The 17,949-nt window shown below is 68.5% G+C and carries 20 protein-coding genes; 12 read left to right on the top strand and 8 right to left on the bottom strand.

Features of this window, described 5'->3' with window-relative positions; all coding sequences use genetic code 11:
- Nucleotides 1–12 precede the first annotated feature (12 nt).
- A complete protein-coding gene (gene msrB, locus ACM2ZB_RS12645) occupies nt 13–480 on the bottom strand; it encodes a peptide-methionine (R)-S-oxide reductase MsrB (RefSeq protein ID WP_416055689.1) in 468 nt (155 codons plus the stop codon).
- Between the two features lie 138 nt (nt 481–618).
- On the opposite strand from msrB, the gene ACM2ZB_RS12640 reads away from it, so the two are divergent.
- Both ACM2ZB_RS12640 and ACM2ZB_RS12635 read left to right on the top strand, forming a co-directional pair.
- A complete protein-coding gene (locus ACM2ZB_RS12640) occupies nt 619–1,002 on the top strand; it encodes a classical arabinogalactan protein 4 (protein ID WP_416055688.1) in 384 nt (127 codons plus the stop codon).
- Between the two features lie 114 nt (nt 1,003–1,116).
- Complete coding sequence (locus ACM2ZB_RS12635; RefSeq protein WP_313439161.1) at nt 1,117–1,302, top strand: lana protein; 186 nt, start codon at nt 1,117–1,119, stop codon at nt 1,300–1,302.
- A gap of 107 nt (nt 1,303–1,409) precedes the next feature.
- On the opposite strand, the gene ACM2ZB_RS12630 is transcribed toward ACM2ZB_RS12635, so the two are convergent.
- Complete coding sequence (locus tag ACM2ZB_RS12630; protein WP_313439158.1) at nt 1,410–1,889, bottom strand: winged helix-turn-helix transcriptional regulator; 480 nt, start codon at nt 1,887–1,889, stop codon at nt 1,410–1,412.
- A gap of 149 nt (nt 1,890–2,038) precedes the next feature.
- Between ACM2ZB_RS12630 and ACM2ZB_RS12625 the strand changes: the two genes are divergently transcribed.
- Together ACM2ZB_RS12625 and alr are read left to right on the top strand one after the other, a co-directional pair.
- Nucleotides 2,039–3,343, top strand: a complete 1,305-nt coding sequence (locus ACM2ZB_RS12625; RefSeq protein WP_313439155.1) for a D-amino acid dehydrogenase — start codon at nt 2,039–2,041, stop codon at nt 3,341–3,343.
- On the top strand, nt 3,322–4,392 hold the full coding sequence (alr, locus tag ACM2ZB_RS12620; RefSeq protein ID WP_416055687.1) for an alanine racemase: 1,071 nt from the start codon (nt 3,322–3,324) through the stop codon (nt 4,390–4,392). Before ACM2ZB_RS12625 ends, alr begins: the two co-directional genes overlap by 22 nt.
- A gap of 122 nt (nt 4,393–4,514) precedes the next feature.
- Here alr and ACM2ZB_RS12615 read toward each other — a convergent pair whose 3' ends face one another.
- The gene (locus tag ACM2ZB_RS12615) at nt 4,515–5,081 is read right to left on the bottom strand and encodes a DUF3016 domain-containing protein (protein ID WP_313439149.1); all 567 of its coding nucleotides are present in this window, start codon (nt 5,079–5,081) and stop codon (nt 4,515–4,517) included.
- 248 nt (nt 5,082–5,329) lie between these two features.
- Between ACM2ZB_RS12615 and ACM2ZB_RS12610 the strand changes: the two genes are divergently transcribed.
- Nucleotides 5,330–7,315 (top strand): ATP-binding protein, encoded by a 1,986-nt coding sequence (locus tag ACM2ZB_RS12610; RefSeq protein ID WP_416055686.1) that lies wholly within the window; start codon nt 5,330–5,332, stop codon nt 7,313–7,315.
- Nucleotides 7,316–7,360: 45 nt separating this feature from the next.
- A complete protein-coding gene (locus ACM2ZB_RS12605) occupies nt 7,361–7,654 on the top strand; it encodes a DUF3247 family protein (protein WP_416055685.1) in 294 nt (97 codons plus the stop codon).
- Between the two features lie 666 nt (nt 7,655–8,320).
- On the opposite strand, the gene ACM2ZB_RS12600 is transcribed toward ACM2ZB_RS12605, so the two are convergent.
- Nucleotides 8,321–8,584: a hypothetical protein gene (locus ACM2ZB_RS12600; RefSeq protein ID WP_416055684.1), complete on the bottom strand. Its 264-nt coding sequence runs from the start codon at nt 8,582–8,584 to the stop codon at nt 8,321–8,323.
- 157 nt (nt 8,585–8,741) lie between these two features.
- On the opposite strand from ACM2ZB_RS12600, the gene ACM2ZB_RS12595 reads away from it, so the two are divergent.
- Genes ACM2ZB_RS12595 through ACM2ZB_RS12585 form a run of 3 tightly spaced genes read left to right on the top strand, consistent with a single transcriptional unit; the run spans nt 8,742 to nt 11,184 of the window.
- Nucleotides 8,742–9,806 (top strand): class I SAM-dependent methyltransferase, encoded by a 1,065-nt coding sequence (locus ACM2ZB_RS12595; RefSeq protein ID WP_416058546.1) that lies wholly within the window; start codon nt 8,742–8,744, stop codon nt 9,804–9,806.
- Entirely contained in the window at nt 9,803–10,504 is a 702-nt protein-coding gene (locus ACM2ZB_RS12590) for a pseudouridine synthase (RefSeq protein WP_416055683.1), read from the top strand. The genes ACM2ZB_RS12595 and ACM2ZB_RS12590 overlap by 4 nt, the downstream gene beginning before the upstream one ends.
- The gene (locus ACM2ZB_RS12585; RefSeq protein WP_416055682.1) at nt 10,501–11,184 is read left to right on the top strand and encodes an HAD family hydrolase; all 684 of its coding nucleotides are present in this window, start codon (nt 10,501–10,503) and stop codon (nt 11,182–11,184) included. The genes ACM2ZB_RS12590 and ACM2ZB_RS12585 overlap by 4 nt, the downstream gene beginning before the upstream one ends.
- A 213-nt stretch (nt 11,185–11,397) precedes the next feature.
- Here the strand turns inward: ACM2ZB_RS12585 and fabB are convergent, their stop codons facing one another.
- Both fabB and fabA read right to left on the bottom strand, forming a co-directional pair.
- Nucleotides 11,398–12,606 (bottom strand): beta-ketoacyl-ACP synthase I, encoded by a 1,209-nt coding sequence (fabB, locus tag ACM2ZB_RS12580; RefSeq protein WP_416055681.1) that lies wholly within the window; start codon nt 12,604–12,606, stop codon nt 11,398–11,400.
- Entirely contained in the window at nt 12,606–13,121 is a 516-nt protein-coding gene (gene fabA / locus ACM2ZB_RS12575) for a 3-hydroxyacyl-[acyl-carrier-protein] dehydratase FabA (protein ID WP_079220498.1), read from the bottom strand. The genes fabB and fabA overlap by 1 nt, the downstream gene beginning before the upstream one ends.
- Nucleotides 13,122–13,312: 191 nt before the next feature.
- Between fabA and dinB the strand changes: the two genes are divergently transcribed.
- Nucleotides 13,313–14,380: a DNA polymerase IV gene (dinB, locus tag ACM2ZB_RS12570; protein ID WP_416055680.1), complete on the top strand. Its 1,068-nt coding sequence runs from the start codon at nt 13,313–13,315 to the stop codon at nt 14,378–14,380.
- 59 nt (nt 14,381–14,439) lie between these two features.
- On the opposite strand, the gene ACM2ZB_RS12565 is transcribed toward dinB, so the two are convergent.
- Both ACM2ZB_RS12565 and ACM2ZB_RS12560 read right to left on the bottom strand, forming a co-directional pair.
- The gene (locus ACM2ZB_RS12565; protein ID WP_416055679.1) at nt 14,440–15,354 is read right to left on the bottom strand and encodes an MBL fold metallo-hydrolase; all 915 of its coding nucleotides are present in this window, start codon (nt 15,352–15,354) and stop codon (nt 14,440–14,442) included.
- 84 nt (nt 15,355–15,438) lie between these two features.
- Nucleotides 15,439–16,077 carry an NAD(P)-dependent oxidoreductase gene (locus tag ACM2ZB_RS12560; protein WP_313439123.1) on the bottom strand — a complete coding sequence of 213 codons (639 nt, stop codon included), beginning with the start codon at nt 16,075–16,077 and terminating at the stop codon, nt 15,439–15,441.
- 110 nt (nt 16,078–16,187) lie between these two features.
- Here ACM2ZB_RS12560 and ACM2ZB_RS12555 point away from each other — a divergent pair, with 110 nt between their 5' ends.
- Both ACM2ZB_RS12555 and ACM2ZB_RS12550 read left to right on the top strand, forming a co-directional pair.
- Nucleotides 16,188–17,117: a LysR family transcriptional regulator gene (locus ACM2ZB_RS12555; protein ID WP_416055678.1), complete on the top strand. Its 930-nt coding sequence runs from the start codon at nt 16,188–16,190 to the stop codon at nt 17,115–17,117.
- Complete coding sequence (locus ACM2ZB_RS12550; protein WP_416055677.1) at nt 17,114–17,905, top strand: class I SAM-dependent methyltransferase; 792 nt, start codon at nt 17,114–17,116, stop codon at nt 17,903–17,905. Before ACM2ZB_RS12555 ends, ACM2ZB_RS12550 begins: the two co-directional genes overlap by 4 nt.
- Nucleotides 17,906–17,949 lie beyond the last annotated feature (44 nt).

Here is a 17,949-nt window from a genome sequence, read left to right as displayed (position 1 = left end):
CAGCGGGGGTGTTCAGCCCGCCGTGCCGGCCTCTGCGCCTTCGCGCTGCAGCGGATTGGGCCACGGCTCGCCATTGCCGGCGAAGGAAAGTGAGACCGAGTTCAGGCAGTGGCGCTCGAAGGTGGGCGGCGGGCCATCCGGGAACACGTGGCCCAGGTGGCTGCCACAGCGGGCGCAGGTGATTTCGGTGCGGACCATGCCGTGGCTGGTATCGCGGATTTCAGTGACGTGCGCCGGGTCGTAGGGGGCGAAGAAGCTGGGCCAGCCGGTGCCCGAATCGAACTTGGTGCTGGAGCGGAACAGCGGCAGGCCGCACATGCGGCAGCAGTAGACGCCCTCACGCTTGTTGTCCAGGAACACGCCGCAGAACGGCGCCTCGGTACCGTGCTGCAGCAGCACACGGCGCTCTTCGCTGCTGAGGCCGGCGACGAGGGCCTCGGTCTGGGTGGCGGTGGGGGGCGTCAGGTCGAAAGCGCTCATGCCGGCTCTCCGTGGGGTTGTGGCCTGGGGTGCCGGCAAACGTGGGGGTGCAGGCGGGCGGTTGCAAGTGTGATGACCGTTCATGGCCGGCACACGGGGGCGGGTGCAGGGTGGAGGTCTCACACGATGGAGCGTGCCATGAAACCGCGTCTCGCCCTTCTGTTGTCCGCCCTGCTGCCGCTGGTCGCCCAGGCACAGGTGCCGACGTCGTCCAGCCCGACCGCGACGCGCAGCGCGAACAGCGTGAACCCGCCGCCGGTCGCGCCGCAGCCGCCTCCGCAGCCGGTGCGACCGGACCTGCCGGTGACCATTGCCCCGCAGCCGCCCAGGCCGATCCGCTCCACCGGCCCGGCCCAGGCGGTGCCGGCACCGGCCCCACGTGTGCAGGACAAGGTGTACGACCGCAACGGCCGCATCGTGCCCGGGGTGAAGCCGGCCGGCCCCAACCGCGTGTTCGATTCGCGCACGGGCCGCTACTACGACAGCGTGCCGGCCGGGGACGGGCAGCAGATCAAGCCGTGATGTGCGAGGGGCGGGCCTGAACCCACGAAAACAACGCCGCGCCGATCACTGTTTTTTCGCCTGCGATTAACCGAGCCGGGACCACCGTGGCCCTGCACCGGCAACCGCCGTTGCATGTCCTTCGTCCATTGGATCGCGATCATGAAAAACCAGCAGAACCGTCATCCCGGCAAGGAGCAGCAGGGCCGCAACCCGCAGCAGCAACAGCAGCAACAGATGGATCCGCAGCAGCCGCAGAAGGGCGGCAAGCAGCAGGAACAGCGCCAGCAGGGTTCGCAGAAGCACCCGCAGCAGCGTTGACGGATGCTGGGGTCAGAGCCCGCTGCGCGGGATCTGACCCCGACGCCCAACGACCCAAGGGGTCGGATCCCGCGCAGCGGGCTCTGACCCCATCCTGGCGCAGCCGCTCAATCGGCGATCGGCAGCGCCCAGGTCTCCTTCACTTCTTCCATCACGATGTAGCTCTTGGATTCGCGCACGTGCGGCAGGGTCAGCAGGGTGCTGCCCAGCAGCTTGCGGTAGCTGGCCATTTCGCTGATGCGCGCCTTGAGCAGGTAGTCGAAGTCACCCGACACCAGATGGCACTCCAGCACGTTGGGCAGCTTCAGCGCGGCGCGGCGGAATTCCTCGAAGATGTCGCCGGATTTGTAGGCCAGGCTGATTTCCACGAACACCAGCAGGCTGGCCTTCAGCGCTGCCGGGTCCAGGTGGGCGTGGTAGCCGGTGATGATCCCTTCGCGTTCCAGCCGGCGCACGCGTTCGGTGCACGGCGTGGTCGACAGGCCGATCCGTTCGCCCAGTTCGGTGAAGGAGATGCGGCCCTCGGCCTGCAGGATGCGCAGGATCCTGCGGTCGATCTTGTCCAGTTCGCGGGGGCGGGTGGCCATGGCCGTCAACCTCGTGGGGTGAATCACAGGAAAACATCCTGCCTGCAATGCTGAAATCAGGCAAATCGTCTGGATGCGCGGGAATATACTTCCCCGATTATGCTCCCGGCGTGCTCAAACGCAGGGAATCATCGGGTTGGAGAGTTTCCATGCGAGTCCTCGTTCTCGGCAGCGGCGTGATCGGCACCACCAGTGCCTGGTACCTGCGGCAGGCCGGCTTTGAAGTCACGGTCATCGACCGCCAGCCCGGCCCCGCGCTGGAAACCAGCTTCGCCAACGCAGGCCAGCTGTCCTTCGGCTATACCTCGCCGTGGGCGGCGCCGGGCGTGCCGAAGAAGGCCATCGGCTGGCTGTTCGAAAAGCACGCGCCGCTGGCGATCAAGCCGGGCATGGACCTGGCCCAGTACCGCTGGCTGTGGCAGATGCTGCGCAACTGCACCCACGAGCGCTACGCGATCAACAAGGCGCGCATGGTGCGCATGTCCGAATACAGCCGCGACTGCCTGAACGAGCTGCGCGCGCAGATCGGCATTGAATTCGAAGGCCGCGACCTGGGCACCACCCAGCTGTTCCGCACCCAGCAGCAGCTGGATGCCTCGGCGCAGGACATCGAGATCCTGGCCCAGTACGGCGTGCCCTACGAAGTGCTGGACCGTGCCGGCATCATCCAGGCCGAGCCGGCCCTGGCCCATGTCGACGGCCTGGTGGGCGCGCTGCGCCTGCCGCGTGACCAGACCGGCGACTGCCAGCTGTTCACCCGCCGCCTGGCGCAGATGGCGGCCGAGGCCGGCGTCGAGTTCCGCTACGACCAGGACATCAGTGGCCTGGAATTCGATGGCGACCGCATCACCGGCGTGCGTATCGGCGGCAAGCTGGAAACCGCCGACCGCTTCGTGGTGGCGCTGGGCAGCTATTCGCCCGGCCTGGTCGCGCCGCTGGGCATGCGCCTGCCGGTGTACCCGCTGAAGGGCTATTCGCTGACCCTGCCGATCACCGACCCGGCGATGGCACCGACCTCGACCATCCTGGACGAGAGCTACAAGGTGGCCGTCACCCGCTTCGACAACCGCATCCGCGTGGGCGGCATGGCCGAGGTGGCCGGTTTCGACCTGTCGCTGTCGCAGCGCCGCCGCGAAACCCTGGAACTGGTGGTGCGCGACCTGTACCCGAAGGGCGGCGACCTGGCCCGGGCCGAGTTCTGGACCGGCCTGCGTCCGGCCACGCCGGACGGCACGCCGGTCATCGGCGCCACCCCGTTCCGCAACCTGTACCTGAATACCGGCCACGGCACCCTGGGCTGGACCATGGCCTGCGGTTCGGGCCGTTACCTGGCCGACCTGATGAGCGCGCGCCAGCCGCAGATCAGCACCGAAGGCCTGGATATCTTCCGCTACGGCCAGTATGGCCAGGCCCCGCAACAGGAGAGCCGCGCATGCGTCCTGCCCGCGCGCTGATCGACCTGGGCGCGCTGCGCAGCAACTACCGGCTGGCCCGCGAACTGGGCGGCGGCAAGGCGCTGGCGGTGGTCAAGGCCGATGCCTACGGCCACGGCGCGGTGCGCTGCGCGCAGGCGCTGGAAGGCGAGGCCGATGGCTTTGCCGTGGCCACGATCGAGGAAGCGCTGGAACTGCGCCAGGCTGGCATCCGCGCGCCGATCCTCCTGCTGGAGGGCATCTTCGAGCCCAGCGAACTGCCGCTGGTGGCCGAGCATGACCTGTGGTTCTCGGTGGGTTCGACGTGGCAGCTGGAGGCGCTGGCCGCGTTCGACAGCCCGCGCCCGCTGGCCGTCTGGCTGAAGCTGGACAGCGGCATGCACCGGCTGGGCCTGGACGTGGCCGGTTTCCGCGCCGCGCACGCGCGCCTGTCGGCCCTGCCGCAGGTCGAGCGCATCGTGATGATGACCCACCTGGCGCGCGCCGATGAGCTGGACAGCGAGCGCACCCACGAACAGGCCGCCACCTTCAAGGCGGCCATCGAGGGCCTGCAGGGCGAAACCAGCGTGTGCAATTCGCCGGCCCTGCTGGGTTGGCCGGACGTGCGCAGCGACTGGGTGCGGCCGGGCCTGATGCTGTACGGAGCCAACCCGCTGCCGGACGACACCACCCTCACCGCGCGCCTGCGCCCGGTGATGACCATGCAGTCGAAGGTGATTGCCGAGCGCTGGATCGAAGCTGGAGAGCCGGTGGGCTATGGCGCCCGCTTCGTGGCCAAGGCGCGCACCCGCGTGGGCGTGGTGGCGCTGGGCTACGCCGATGGCTACCCGCAGTTCGCCCCGAACGGCACCCCGGTGCTGATCGACGGGCAACCGGGCGGTCTGATCGGGCGGGTATCGATGGACATGCTGACCGTGGACCTGACCGCGCACGCCCAGGCCGGTATCGGCAGCGTGGTGGAGCTGTGGGGCACGGCGCCGACCCTGGCTGAACTGGCCCCGCGCTGCGGCGTCAGCGCCTACCAGCTGCCGTGCGCGGTGAAGCGCGTGGCGCGGGTTTATCGGGATTGAGGTGATGCCGGCCAGCGGCCGGCACTACCGGAATGCACGCTTCACGACCGCCGGGCACGGCCCGGCGCTACCGGGATCTGCGGTGCCATCGGTAGCGCCGGGCCATGCCCGGCGGCCTTTGATCAACGTGCCGCGGTCGCCTGCGTGGTCAGCTGGCGCTTCACCCAGTCATCGATCAGGCGCTTTTCGTAGCGCAGCGGATCGCTGTCGCTCCTCAGGCCGATGTTGTGCAGGTAGCCGCTGTCACTCAGCTTGGCCTCGCCTTCGTCGATGATGCGCCCGCTGGCGTCCTTCAACGTGTACTGCAGGGTGATGCGCGGCGGGTAGATGTCGCGCATGATCCGGATGTCGTCGCCGCGCGGGCCGTGCCACGGCTCATAGTCGCCGGCACGCTTGATGTCGACCAGGGTCACGTCCAGGGTCTGGCCCGACTGCAGCGGCTTGGCGGCCGCGGTCTGCACGTAACGTGCCAGCTGCTGCACCCAGTCGCCGCGTTCAGCCTCGAAGCGGTTGGTGCTGTTGCGGATTTCGGTGAACTGGGCCGGGTCCTTCCATTGCACGCTGACCGGGCCATCGGCCTGCAGGGCACGCGGTGCCTGCGGATCGGTGACGTTGCGCGGCGCAGCGGCGGCGCTGCCCACGGCCAGGGCGCCGGCCAGCAGCAGGGCGGCGGAGAGCGAACGGTTCATGGCAGGTCTCCTGCGTCCCGCGATCGGGACGGTGTCGGTCTACAGCGCGAGTGTGATCCTGCGCCGGGGCGCCAGCAATGGCCGATTGCGTCGTATGCGACAACGGTTGTCGCCAATTCATGGTCGTCAAGCGTGACTGACGGCGCTTGACGCTGTGAATACGCCGTCTGGAAGATGCTGTACCTCCATCCGGTCTGCCCCCGACGCCCTTGTCCACACTGCCGCCCCTTGTGGAGCGCCCGCCCTTGATGGCGCCGGCGCCCGAACCCGACCTGCATCACGGCGTGCTTGAGCGCATCAATGCCGGATTCTGCGTGATCCAGGTGCTGTTCGAAGGCGACCGCGCGGTGGACTACCGTTTCATCGAGGTCAACGAAGCCTTCGAACGCCACACCGGCCTGAAGGATCCCCAGGGCAAGCGCATGAGTGCGCTGGAGCCCCAGCACGAGGGCGACTGGTTCCGTATCTACGGCGAGGTGGCCCGCACCGGCCGCCCCGCGCAGTTCGAGATGGATGCTCGCGCGCTGGGCCGCTCCTTCGCGGTTGATGCCGTGCGGGTGGGCCGGCCAGGCGAAGACAAGGTGGGCATCCTGTTCTTCGATGTGACCGCGCGCAAGCAGATCGAAGTCGAGCTGGGCGAGAGCGAGGCGCGCTTCAGCGCGCTGGCCGATGGCCTGCCGATGCCGGTGTGGGTGCTGGACGAGCGCGGCCATGCCCGCTTCGTCAACAGCGCCTTCAGTGAATTCTTCGGCGGCGATGAAACCCGCGTGCCGGAAGACGTATGGCGCGGCCTGGTGCATCCCGACGATGCCTCGGTGTTCGAATACGAACTGCAGGAAGCGCTGAAGGCGCAGCGGTCGATGCATGCGCTGGTACGCGCGCGTCGTGCCGATGGCCAGTGGCGTTGGCTGGAAATGAACGCACGGCCGCGCTTCTCGCGCATGGGCCGCTTCATCGGCCTGGCCGGCAGCAGCCCGGACGTGACCGAGCGCCGCGAGATCGAGCTGGCCCGCGAGGAACTGCTGCAGTCCGAGCGCGCCGCACGCAGCGCTGCGGAAAACATGGCACGACTGAAGGACGAATTCCTGGCCACACTGTCGCACGAACTGCGCACGCCGCTGACCACCATCCTGGGCTGGAGCGAGCTGCTGCTGCAGCGTGTGGACAACACCAGCCCGCTGTACAAGGGCCTGAACGTGATTGCCAGCAGCGCCACGGCGCAGAAGCGGCTGATCTCGGACATGCTGGACCTGAGCAGCATGCTGCTGGGCAAGGTGCAGCTGGAAGTGGAGGTGCTGGACCTGCGCGCGCAGCTGGGCGAAGCGCTGGGCGCACAGGAACTGGTGGCCGAGGGCAAGGCGCTGGATGTGACCGTGCACGCCCCGGAGCACCCCTGCCTGGTGCTGGGCGATGCCACGCGCCTGCAGCAGGTGCTGTGGAACCTGCTGTCCAACGCGATCAAGTTCACCCCCGCCGAGGGCCGTATCGACGTGCAGCTGCACGCAGACGGCGGTTACTGGACGATCACCCTGCGCGATACCGGCGACGGCATCGCACCTGAATTCCTGCACCATCTGTTCAGCCGCTTCCGCCAGGCCGATGGCACCACCACGCGCCGCCACGGCGGCCTGGGCCTGGGCCTGGCCATCGTGCAGCAGCTGGTGGAACTGCACGGCGGCACGGTCAGCGCGGCCAGCGAGGGCCATGGCCACGGTTCCACCTTCACCGTGCGCCTGCCGCAGTACATCCCCGATGCCGACCGCCGGCCGCTGCGCGAAGTGTTCAGCGGGCCGATCCTGGAACCGATGGTGGTCGAGCCGTACCCGCTGCGCGGCCTGCATGTGCTGGCCGTGGAAGACCAGCCTGAAGTGCTGGAATACCTGCGGCGCATGCTGGAAGAGCAGGGGGCCAGCGTATCGGCTGCCAGTTCGGCCGGCGAAGCCTTGGCACTGCTGGCCGACAGTGGCCACCTGCACTACCAGGTGCTGCTGACCGACATCGGCATGCCGGGCATGGATGGTTACGGCCTGGTGCGCACGCTGCGCGAGGACATGGGCGTGGATGCGGTGGAACTGCCCGCGGTGGCGGTGACCGCGCTGGCCCGTGCCGATGATCGCCGCCGCGCGCTGGCCTCCGGCTTCCAGGAACATGTGGCCAAGCCATATTCGGTGGCGCAGCTGGTGTCTGCGGTGCGCGGCGTGCACGCCGCACGCGCGGGCAAGGCATTGCACTGAGCATTCACGGCCGATCGGCGAACCTGCCCTGAAGGAGGTTCACCGATGTCCCGTATTGCTCCGCGTATCCATACCGATCCGGCGCAGATCGCGCGCCTGGAAGCCCTGCTGCCACAGCTTGATGGTGAGCTGCAGGTGGAAATAACCCTGCACGACGGGCGCCGCCTGCTGGGCACCGTGGCGGTGCGCCCGACGGTGCAGCAGTACCGCACCGAATCCGGCGATGAAGGCAGCAACGGCCAGTTGCGCCTGGATGACTACGACACGCCGGTGCAGCAGCACCACGTCTGGCTGGACGAGATCGCCAGCGTCAGCCGCCTGCCACCGAAGGCGCCCTGATCCGATGTAGAGCCGAGCCCACGCTCGGCTGCTGTTCGCGGCTGCGCCGCCGCCCGAGCATCGGCTCGGGCGCTACACCTGCGCGCGGCGCGCGATGCCTTGTAGAGCCGAGCCCACGCTCGGCTGCTGTTCGCGGCTGCGCCGCCGCCCGAGCATCGGCTCGGGCGCTATACCTGCGCGCGGCGCGCGATGTCTTTTGTAGAGCCGAGCCCACGCTCGGCTGCTGTTCGCGGCTGCGCCGCCGCCCGAGCATCGGCTCGGGCGCTACACCTGCGCGCGGCGCGCGATGTCTTTTGTAGAGCCGAGCCCACGCTCGGCTGCTGTTCGCGGCTGCGCCGCCGCCCGAGCATCGGCTCGGGCGCTACACCTGCGCGCGGCGCGTGATGTCTTTTGTAGAGCCGAGCCCACGCTCGGCTGCTGTTCGCGGCTGCGCCGCCGCCCGAGCATCGGCTCGGGCGCTACACCTGCGCACGGCGCGCGATGTCTTTTGTAGAGCCGAGCCCACGCTCGGCTGCTGTTCGCGGCTGCGCCGCCGCCCGAGCATCGGCTCGGGCGCTACACCTGCGCACGGCGCGTGATGTCTTTTGTAGAGCCGAGCCCACGCTCGGCTGCTGTTCGCGGCTGCGCCGCCGCCCGAGCATCGGCTCGGGCGCTACAAGGATGACGTCAATGCTCGAACAGGGTCGGCGTCGCCTCGAAACGGCGCGCGTAAGCACGTTCATCGGCTACCCGGGCCACTTCCTCGTCGGCCAGGTCCGGTGCGCCGTAGACCGCATAGGCCACGCTGCCATCGGCGCCATGGCCGACCTGGTGCAGGCGGTAGCGCGAATGCCCACCACCGGTGTCCTCGGGGTAGTGCACGGGGGGATGGCTGCCTTCCAGGTCCATTTCACTGTTGTCGACCACTCCACCGACGAACAAGGCGCGCATGCAGGTTCTCCTGGGGTTGCTGGGGGAGCCCCTACCCTGAACGCTTCGATGTTGTCGGCACATCAACACCCCGTTGAAGTTTCGCAAAGCGCCGGCCGGGGCCGACCCGGCCGAGCCGGTACAATGGACGGCCCTCACGCTTGAAGTACCCGCGCCGATGGCCTCCAGCGACGACGCCCCCCTGCAGACCCTGCTCCTGCCGTTCAGCAACGGCACACTGCGCTGGCCGGACGGTCCGGTCGCCTTCCTGCGTGCCCGCGATGGCTGGCCGCTGCGGGAAGTGGCCGGCAACCGCGAACTGCACTGCGAGCAGAGCTTCGCCCCGTTCGCGCAGCCGCTGCAGCAGGCCGCCGGCTGGACCGTCAGCGGCCAGCTGGACGATGCCGCCGGCAAGGGCCGCTACCCGCTGGTGCTGGTGCTGCCGCCGCGCCAGCGTGAAGAGGCCCGCGCGCTGTTCGCCCGCGCGTTGGCCCTGGTGGCCGACGGTGGCCGCATCGTGGCTTGCCAGTCCAACAACGAAGGCGCCCGCTCCGGCGAAGGCGACCTCAAGCAGTTGACCGGCCTGGGCGGTTGCCTGACCAAGAACCATTGCCGGGTCTACTGGACCGCGCCGCTGCAGGGCCAGCATGACGCCGACCTGGCCAAGCGCTGGAGCGCCCTGGACGCGGTGCGGCCGATCGTGGGTGGGCGCTTCCTCAGCCGCCCCGGCGTGTTTGCCTGGGACCGCATCGACCCGGCCTCGGCGCTGCTGGCCGAACACCTGCCGGCCGACCTGGCCGGTCGTGCCGCCGATCTCGGCGCTGGCTACGGCTATCTGTCGCGCGAACTGCTGGAGCGCTGCCCGAAGATCAGCGCGCTGGACCTGTACGAGGCCGAGCAGCGTGCCCTGGCCCTGGCCGAACTGAACCTGGCACCGCCGCCGCGCGCGCTGCCGCTGCGCTTCCTGTGGCGCGACGTCACCGCCGGCATCGAGCCGGGCTACGACGTCATCATCAGCAACCCGCCGTTCCACACGCCCTCGCGCGCCGACCGCCCCGACATCGGCCAGCGCTTCATCGCCGTGGCCGCGCAGGCACTGCGTCCTGGCGGCCGCCTGTACGTGGTGGCCAACCGCCATCTGCCCTATGAGTACACGCTTAACGAGAGCTTCGGCGCGGTGCGCGTGGTGGCCGAGCGTGATGGCTTCAAGCTGGTGGAAGCGGTGAAGGGGAAGGGCAAGTGAAGCTGGTCAAGCTCATCGCCAACCTGGGCTACGGCAGCCGCAAGCAGGTGCAGTGGATGTTCCGCGAAGGCCGCGTTACCGACGCCGACGGCGAGGTGCTGTACGCCGACGACCAGGTCCCGCACGAGGCGATCCGGGTTGATGGCGAGCCGCTGGACCCGCCGGCCGGCCTGTCGCTGGCGTTGTACAAGCCGGCCGGCTACACCTGCTCGACCAAGGACACCGGCCGCCTGATCTACGACCTGCTGCCGCCGCGCTTCCGCGACCGCGACCCGGTGCTGTCCACCGTCGGCCGCCTGGACCGTGAGACCAGCGGGCTGCTGCTGTTGACCGATGATGGTGGCCTGCTGCACCGGATCATCTCGCCCAAGTCGAAGCTGCCCAAGGTCTACGAAGTGGAACTGGCCGAGGACCTGCGCGGCGACGAAGTGGCGCAGTTCGCCAGCGGCACGCTGATGCTGGAAGCGGAAAAGACGCCCCTGCTGCCGGCTGAACTGGAAGTGCTGGGCCCGCGCAAGGCGCGCCTGGTGCTGCACGAAGGCCGCTACCATCAGGTACGCCGCATGTTCGCCGCCGTCGGCAACCACGTGCAGGCCCTGCACCGCAGCCGCGTTGGCGGCCTGGACCTGCAGGAGCTGGACGAAGGCCAGTGGCGGCTGCTGACTCCCACCGACCTGGATACGCTGTTCGCTCCATGACTTCACTCGCTGCGCTGCCGTTCCTTCCGGATGCCGTCATCTTCGACATGGACGGCCTGATGATCGACAGCGAACGGGTGTCGATCGCGTGCTGGAGCCAGGCGGCCGCCGAATCCGGGCTGCCCCTGGATGAAACGTTCTTCGTGCGCATGGTTGGTCTGGGTGACCGCGACAGCCAGGCGCTGCTGCGCGGCCAGGGCGTGCAGGACAGCATGATCGAGGCGATGGCCGCACGCTGCCATGAGCTGTATGAAGCGCGCACGCAGACCGGCCTGCCGCTGCGACCGGGCATCCTGGAGCTGCTGGAACTGCTGAAGGCGCACGCGATTCCGCGTGCGGTGGCGACCACCACGCGGCAACCGCGGGCCAACCGCAAGCTGGCCGCGGCCGGCCTGCTGCCGTATTTCGATGCGGTCATCACCAGTGGTGATGTGGCCCACCCGAAGCCGGCGCCGGACATCTACCTGCTGGCAGCACAGCGGTTGGGGAAAGCGCCGGAACGCTGCCTGGCGCTTGAGGACTCACCGGCCGGCACCCGCGCCGCGCTGGCGGCGGGCATGACCGTGATCCAGGTGCCCGACCTGGTGCATCCGGATGAAGAACTGCGCGCGCTGGGCCACCGCATCGTCGGCTCGCTGGTGGATGCCCACGCACTGCTGGTGCCGCTGCTGCCAACCTGACGGTGGGACCACCGCTCCGGTGGGTGCCGATCACGCCCTGGTGGGTGCCGACCGTTGGTCGGCACGCTCTACCGCTCTGGTAGATGCCAACCTTGGTTGGCACTGAGCCGAGCATGGGCTCGGCTCTACATCCGCGCGATCACCGCGCCCGCCGGGCATGGCCCGGCGCTACCGCTCCGGTGGGTGCCGACCGTTGGTCGGCACGCCTTCCCCTCACACCCGGCCGAACACCAGCGCCGCGTTGGTGCCACCAAAACCGAAGCTGTTGGACATCACCGTATCCAGCTTCTGCTCGCGGCTTTCGCGCAGGATCGGGAAACCTTCCACCGCCGGGTCCAGCTCGGTGATGTTGGCCGAACCGGCCACGAAACCATCGCGCATCATCAGCAGGCAGTAGATCGCCTCGTGCACGCTTGCCGCGCCCAGCGAGTGGCCCGACAGCGCCTTGGTGGACGACAGCGGCGGCACCGCATCGCCAAACACTTCGCGGATCGCGCCCAGCTCGGTCACATCGCCCAGCGGGGTGGAGGTGCCGTGGGTGTTCAGGTAATCCAGCGGACGGTCCACATTCTGCAGTGCCATCTTCATGCAGCGCACCGCGCCTTCACCGGACGGGGCGACCATGTCGGCACCGTCGGAGGTCACGCCGTAGCCGATCAGCTCGGCATGGATGCGCGCGCCACGGGCGACGGCGTGGTCGTAATCTTCCAGCACCAGCATGCCGCCGCCACCGGCGATGACGAAGCCGTCGCGGTCCTTGTCATACGGGCGCGAGGCGCTGGCCGGGGTGTCGTTGAAGCTGGTGGACAGCGCGCCCATCGCATCGAACATCACGCTCATCGACCAGTGCAGGTCTTCACCACCACCGGCGAACATGATGTCCTGTGCGCCGTGGCGGATCATGTCCGCCGCCGCGCCGATGCAGTGCGCCGAGGTCGCGCAGGCAGCCGACAGCGAGTAGCTCACGCCCTTGATCTGGTAGGCGGTGGCCAGGCAGGCCGACACGGTGGAGCACATCGTGCGCGGCACCATGTACGGGCCGACCTTGCGCACGCCACGGGCGCGCAGCAGGTCGACGGCACCCACCTGCCATTCGCTGGAGCCACCGCCGGAACCGGCGATCAGGCCGGTGCGCAGCGCGCTCACCTGTTCCGGCGACAGGCCGGCATCGGCGATCGCATCGCGCATGGCGATGTAGGCAAAGGCGGCCGCATCGCTCATGAAGCGCTTCTGCTTGCGGTCGATCTGCGCATCCAGGTCCAGGTCCACGCGGCCGCCGATCTGGCTGCGCAGGCCGGCGTCGGCGTGGTCGGGCAGGGCGGTGATGCCGGCGCGGCCTTCGCGCAGTGCCGAGGAAACGGTATCCAGATCATTGCCCAGGCACGAGGTGATGCCCATGCCGGTGATGACGACGCGACGCATCAGAAGCTCCCGGTTTCAGTGAACAGGCCCACGCGCAGGTCGCGGGCGTTGTAGATCTCGCGGTCATCCACGTACATGCGGGCATCGGCCTGGGCCATCACCAGCTTGCGGTTGATGACGCGGGTGATATCGATCTCGTAGCGCACCAGCTTGGCTTCCGGCAGCACCTGGCCGGTGAACTTCACCTCGCCGCAACCCAGCGCGCGGCCCTTGCCGGGTGCACCCAGCCAAGTCAGGTAGAAGCCGGTCAGCTGCCACATGGCATCCAGGCCCAGGCAGCCGGGCATCACCGGGTCGCCGATGAAGTGGCAGCCGAAGAACCACAGGTCCGGGCGGATATCCAGTTCGGCACGTACCATGCCCTTGCCATGCGGTCCGCCGTCCTCGCGGATTTCGGTGATGCGGTCGAACATCAGCATCGGGTCGTTGGGCAGACGGCCGGCGGCGGCGCCGAACAGTTCACCGCGGGCGCTGGCCAGCAGCTGGTCGCGGTTGAACGCGTGGAGACGAGTCATGGAAAGCGCATTCCTGGAAGCGAAAACGAGGCAACAAGTCCCCGAGGATGCACGACGGTTGCAACGGGAATCAAACCGCCGCACCGTACGCGTGCGTAGTGTTTTCCCCGGGAATCACGCATCCCGTTGATGCACAAAGACCATACTTCGCCGTCTGGACCGGTACGGTGCGGGTATGATGTCGGCCAACCATGAACGCACTGCGCAAGATCATCCACGTCGACATGGACGCCTTCTACGCGTCGGTGGAGCAGCGCGACGATCCGTCACTGCGCGGCAAGCCGGTGGTTGTGGCCTGGCGCGGCGCGCGTTCGGTGGTCTGCGCAGCCTCGTATGAAGCGCGCGTGTTCGGCGTGCGCTCGGCGATGCCGGCACTGCGCGCTGAACGCCTGTGCCCGGATGCGATCTTCGTGCCGCCGGACTTCGCGCGTTACAAGGCCGTGTCACGCCAGGTGCGGGAGATCTTCCTGCGCCATACCGACCTGGTCGAGCCGCTGTCGCTGGACGAAGCCTACCTGGACGTAACCGCGCCGAAGAGCGGCATCGAACTGGCCACCGAGATTGCCCGCACCATCCGCGCGCAGATCCGCGAAGAGACGAATCTGACTGCTTCAGCCGGCATCGCGCCGAACAAGTTCCTGGCCAAGATCGCCTCGGACTGGCGCAAGCCTGATGGCCAGTTCGTCATTCCGCCGCAGCGCGTGGATGCCTTCCTGCTGACCCTGCCGGTGAAAAGCGTGCCGGGCGTGGGCAAGGTGATGGAAGGCAAGCTGGCCGAGCGCGGCATCGTCACCTGTGGTGACCTGCGCAACTGGACGCTGCCCGACCTGGAAGAAAACTTCGGCAGCTTCGGCCGCAGCCTGTACAACCGCGCCCGTGGCATCGACGAACGCCCGGTGGAACCTGACCAGCAGGTGCAGTCGATTTCCTCCGAGGACACGTTTGCCGAAGACCTGCTGCTGGAAGACCTGGGCGACGCCATCGTGCAGCTGGCGGAGAAAACCTGGCACGCCACCCGCAAGACCGAACGCATCGGCCACACCGTGGTGCTGAAGCTGAAGACCGCCCAGTTCCGCATCCTCACCCGCAGCTACACCCCCGACCGCCCACCGGAATCGCTGCAGGAACTGCGCGACATCGCCCTGTCCCTGCGCGCCCGCGTCGACCTGCCCGCCGACACCCGCTACCGCCTGGTCGGCGTCGGCCTCGGCGGATTCCGCGACAAGGAACCAGTGGTGCAGGGCGAGCTGTTCGATTGAGGCAGTCGAGCATGGCTCGACTCTACAGAAGCATCCACGCATGGCGTGGATCTACTGCCTTACGGCCACTGCATCTCGCCCTTGGCCACCTTCGCACTCAGCTCCAGCGACTCCACGCCCGCCAGCGTCGGATAACGCACCTGCATCGCCTTCACCAGCGCCGCACTGTCCTTCGCCTTCGCCGCTTCCACATCGAACGCGCGGATGTAATCGGCAGTGAAGCGCAGCGCACTGGCATCCAGCGCCGCGTCCGGCGCGTAATGACCCGGCACCACCACCTTCGGCTTCAGCGCCTGCAGGCGCTGCAGCGTCTGCAGCCAATCGGCGTGCGATTGCGGCGTCTGCGTATCGGCCATCCACACGTGCTCGCCGGCCACCACCGGAATGCCACCAACGATCGCACGCAGCGACGGCACCCACAGCACGCTGCGGTCCGGCGTCGGCCCGTCCAGCCCGATCAGCGCCAGGCGCTGGCCTTCCAGCGGCAGTGCATCACCGCCCAGCACCTGCGGCACGACGATGCGCGCGGGTACATCCGCCCCCATCTTCGGCCCCCAGTAGGCCAGCTTGCCGGCCTGGGTCTGCTGGATATGGGCGACGGTCTGCGCGGTGGCGACGATGCGCGCCTGCGGGAACGCATCCTGCAGCGTGGCCAGGCCGAAGTAATAGTCCGGGTCGCCATGGCTGATGTAGATCGTGGTCAGCCGCTTGCCACTGGCGCGGATCGCGTCGACCAGCGCACGCGCGTCGCTGGCAGCGAACTGCGCATCGACCAGGATCGCGTCCTGCCGGCCTTCGATCAGCACCGAGGACACGGAGAACATCGCCTGCCGACCGGGGTGGAAGGTCTGCAGCCGCAACTGTGATTGTTTCGCCGCCGTGGCGGCAGCGGGCGGGGCCGGTGCCGCCAGCAGCGGTGCACTGGCGAAACCGGTGGCCAGCGCGAACGGAAGAAGCAGGGCAGCAGTACGCATCAATGATTCCTCATGTAGAGCCGAGCCCATGCTCGGCCGCATTTCAATCGGACGCGACGCCGGGCGAGGCCCGGCGCAACGTGATCAATACGCCGCAGTGATGATCTGCTTCGGGTACTTGCCCGCTTCCAGCTCGGCCACGAAGGCGGCACCGTAGTCGGCATAGCTGATGCGGCTGTGGCCTTGGGCATCAGCCAGGAAGGCCTTCGCCTGCACGCGGTACTGGCCACGCTCTTCACCCGGGCCGATTTCCGCAGCCGGCGAGAAGAAGGTCCAGTCGAGGTCATCCACGGCCTGCAGGCGCTTCAGCGCTTCGCGCGCGGCCAGTGCGTAGGGCTTATAGGCGGCGGGGAAGTCCGGGGTGTCGACCAGCTGCACGCCCGGTGCGATTTCCAGGCTGCCGGCACCACCGACCACCACCACGCGCGGCACCTTGGCCTGGCGTGCGGCGGCGACCAGCTGGTCGGCCACGGTGGCGATCTGGCCGATGTCATCACCCGGGCGCGGGCCGTAGGCGCTGGCCAGCACGTCGTGGCCGGCAATCACCGCGGCCAGGGCGTCGCTGTCGTCCAGCGCAGCGATGGCCAGCTGGGCACCGGCCAGCTCGGCCGGAAGATCCTTTTCACTGCGCACCACGGCGGTGACCTGGTGGCCGTGGGCGAGGGCGTGACGGGCGATCTGGCGACCGATGTTGCCGGTGGCACCGACGAGGGCAATCTTCATGGCAGGACTCCTTGGAGCGGGGATGGGGGAGGGAACGAGGCCACTCTAGGCCGCTGCAGTTGATCGAAAAACAGCGTATAACGCGCTTGTTTGTTGCATGGATCGAGCAGATGGACCGATTGACCGCCATGACCGTGTTCGTGGAAGTGGCCGAGCGCGGCAGCCTGACCGCCGCCGCCGAGGTGCTGGACATGTCGCGGGCCATGGTCAGCCGCTACCTGGCCGAGGTGGAGGGCTGGCTGGGCGCGCGCCTGCTGCACCGGACCACGCGGCGGATCAGCCTGACCGGCGCCGGTGAAGCGGCGCTGGCGCGCTTCCGGCAGATGCTGGCCATCGGCGAGGAGCTGCAGGGCGAGCTGGCCAGCGATGATCCCGAGCCGCACGGCACCCTGCGGGTGACCGCCAGCGTGTCGTTCGGGCAGAGCCATCTGGCGCGCGCGGTGGCCGCCTTCGTGCAGCGCCACCCGGCCGCACGCATCGAACTGCTGCTGGTCGACCGCACGGTCAACCTGGTGGAGGAACGCGTGGACCTGGCCGTGCGCATCGCCCGCCAGATCGATCCCAGCTTGATTGCACGGCGGCTGGCTACCTGCCGTTCGGTGCTGTGCGCCACGCCGGCCTATCTGCAGGCACACGGCACGCCCAGCGCGCCGGAACAGCTGCCCGCGCACAACTGCCTCACCCATCACTACGTCGGCAAGAGCCTGTGGCAACTGCACCGCGAGGGTCGATCACTGTCGGTGGCGGTGGGTGGCAACATCAGCGCCAATGAAGCCTCGCTGCTGCTGGAAGCGGTGCGCGCCGGCGCCGGCATCGCCATGCTGCCGACCTACCAGGTCGCGCCGCTGCTGCGCTCGGGCGAGCTGGTGCAGCTGCTGCCGGACTACGAGCTGGACGAGCTGGGCATTCATGCCGTGTACGCATCGCGTCGACAGCAGCCCGCTATCATGCGGCGGTTCCTGGATTTCCTGGCCGAGTGCTTCGCCAGCCCGGCGTTCCAGGACCTGGATTGGCGCCCGACGGGCAAGGAGCACGCATGAACCATGGACAGGCATTGCTGGATCACAACCGCGCCGCTTGGGACAGGCAGGCACGCGAGGTGCGCGAATGGTCGCGCCCGGTCGATGCGCAGACCATCGCCGCGGCCCGTGAAGGGCGCTGGCAGGTACACCTGACGCCACGACCGCTGCCGCTGGACTGGATGGGCGACGTGCGCGGCCGCCGCATCCTCTGCCTTGCATCGGGCGGCGGCCAGCAGGCCCCGGTGCTGGCCGCTGCCGGCGCAGACGTCACGGTGTTCGACCTGTCCGAAGGGCAACTGGCGCAGGACCGCGACGTGGCCGAGCGCGATGGCTTGGCGCTGCGCACCGTGCAGGGCGACATGCGTGACCTGCATGCCTTCGCCGATGGCAGCTTCGACGTGGTGTTCCACCCCATTTCCAATCTGTACGTGCCCGACGTGCGGCCGGTGTGGGCCGAGTGCCAGCGCGTGCTGGCGCGCGACGGCCTGCTGCTGGCCAGCTTCTACAATCCGGTGGTGTTCGTCGGCGCGCGTGATCCGCAGCTGCAGGAGCAGGGGCTGATCCGCCCGCAGTACGCCATTCCGTATTCGGATCTTGAGGACCTTGCGCCGGCCGAGCGCGAGGCCAAGCTGGCTCGCGGTGAAGCGCTGACCTTCGGCCACAGCCTGGGCGAGCTGATTGGCGGCCAGCTCGATGCCGGCTTCGTCATCGAGCGCTTCATGGAAGACTGGCAGCCGCAGCCGCGCTTCCTGATCGACCGGTATCTGCCCACCTTCCTGGCCACCCGCGCCCGCCGGATCGGCTGAGGCCGGCGCGTACAATGGAAGGCCCACGTCGTACAGGTGCTGTC

Source organism: Stenotrophomonas maltophilia, from assembly GCF_047782825.1.
Classification (GTDB): Bacteria; Pseudomonadota; Gammaproteobacteria; order Xanthomonadales; family Xanthomonadaceae; genus Stenotrophomonas.
The sequence above is the reverse complement of the archived record's forward strand: the minus strand, read 5'-3'. Positions and strand labels throughout refer to the sequence as shown.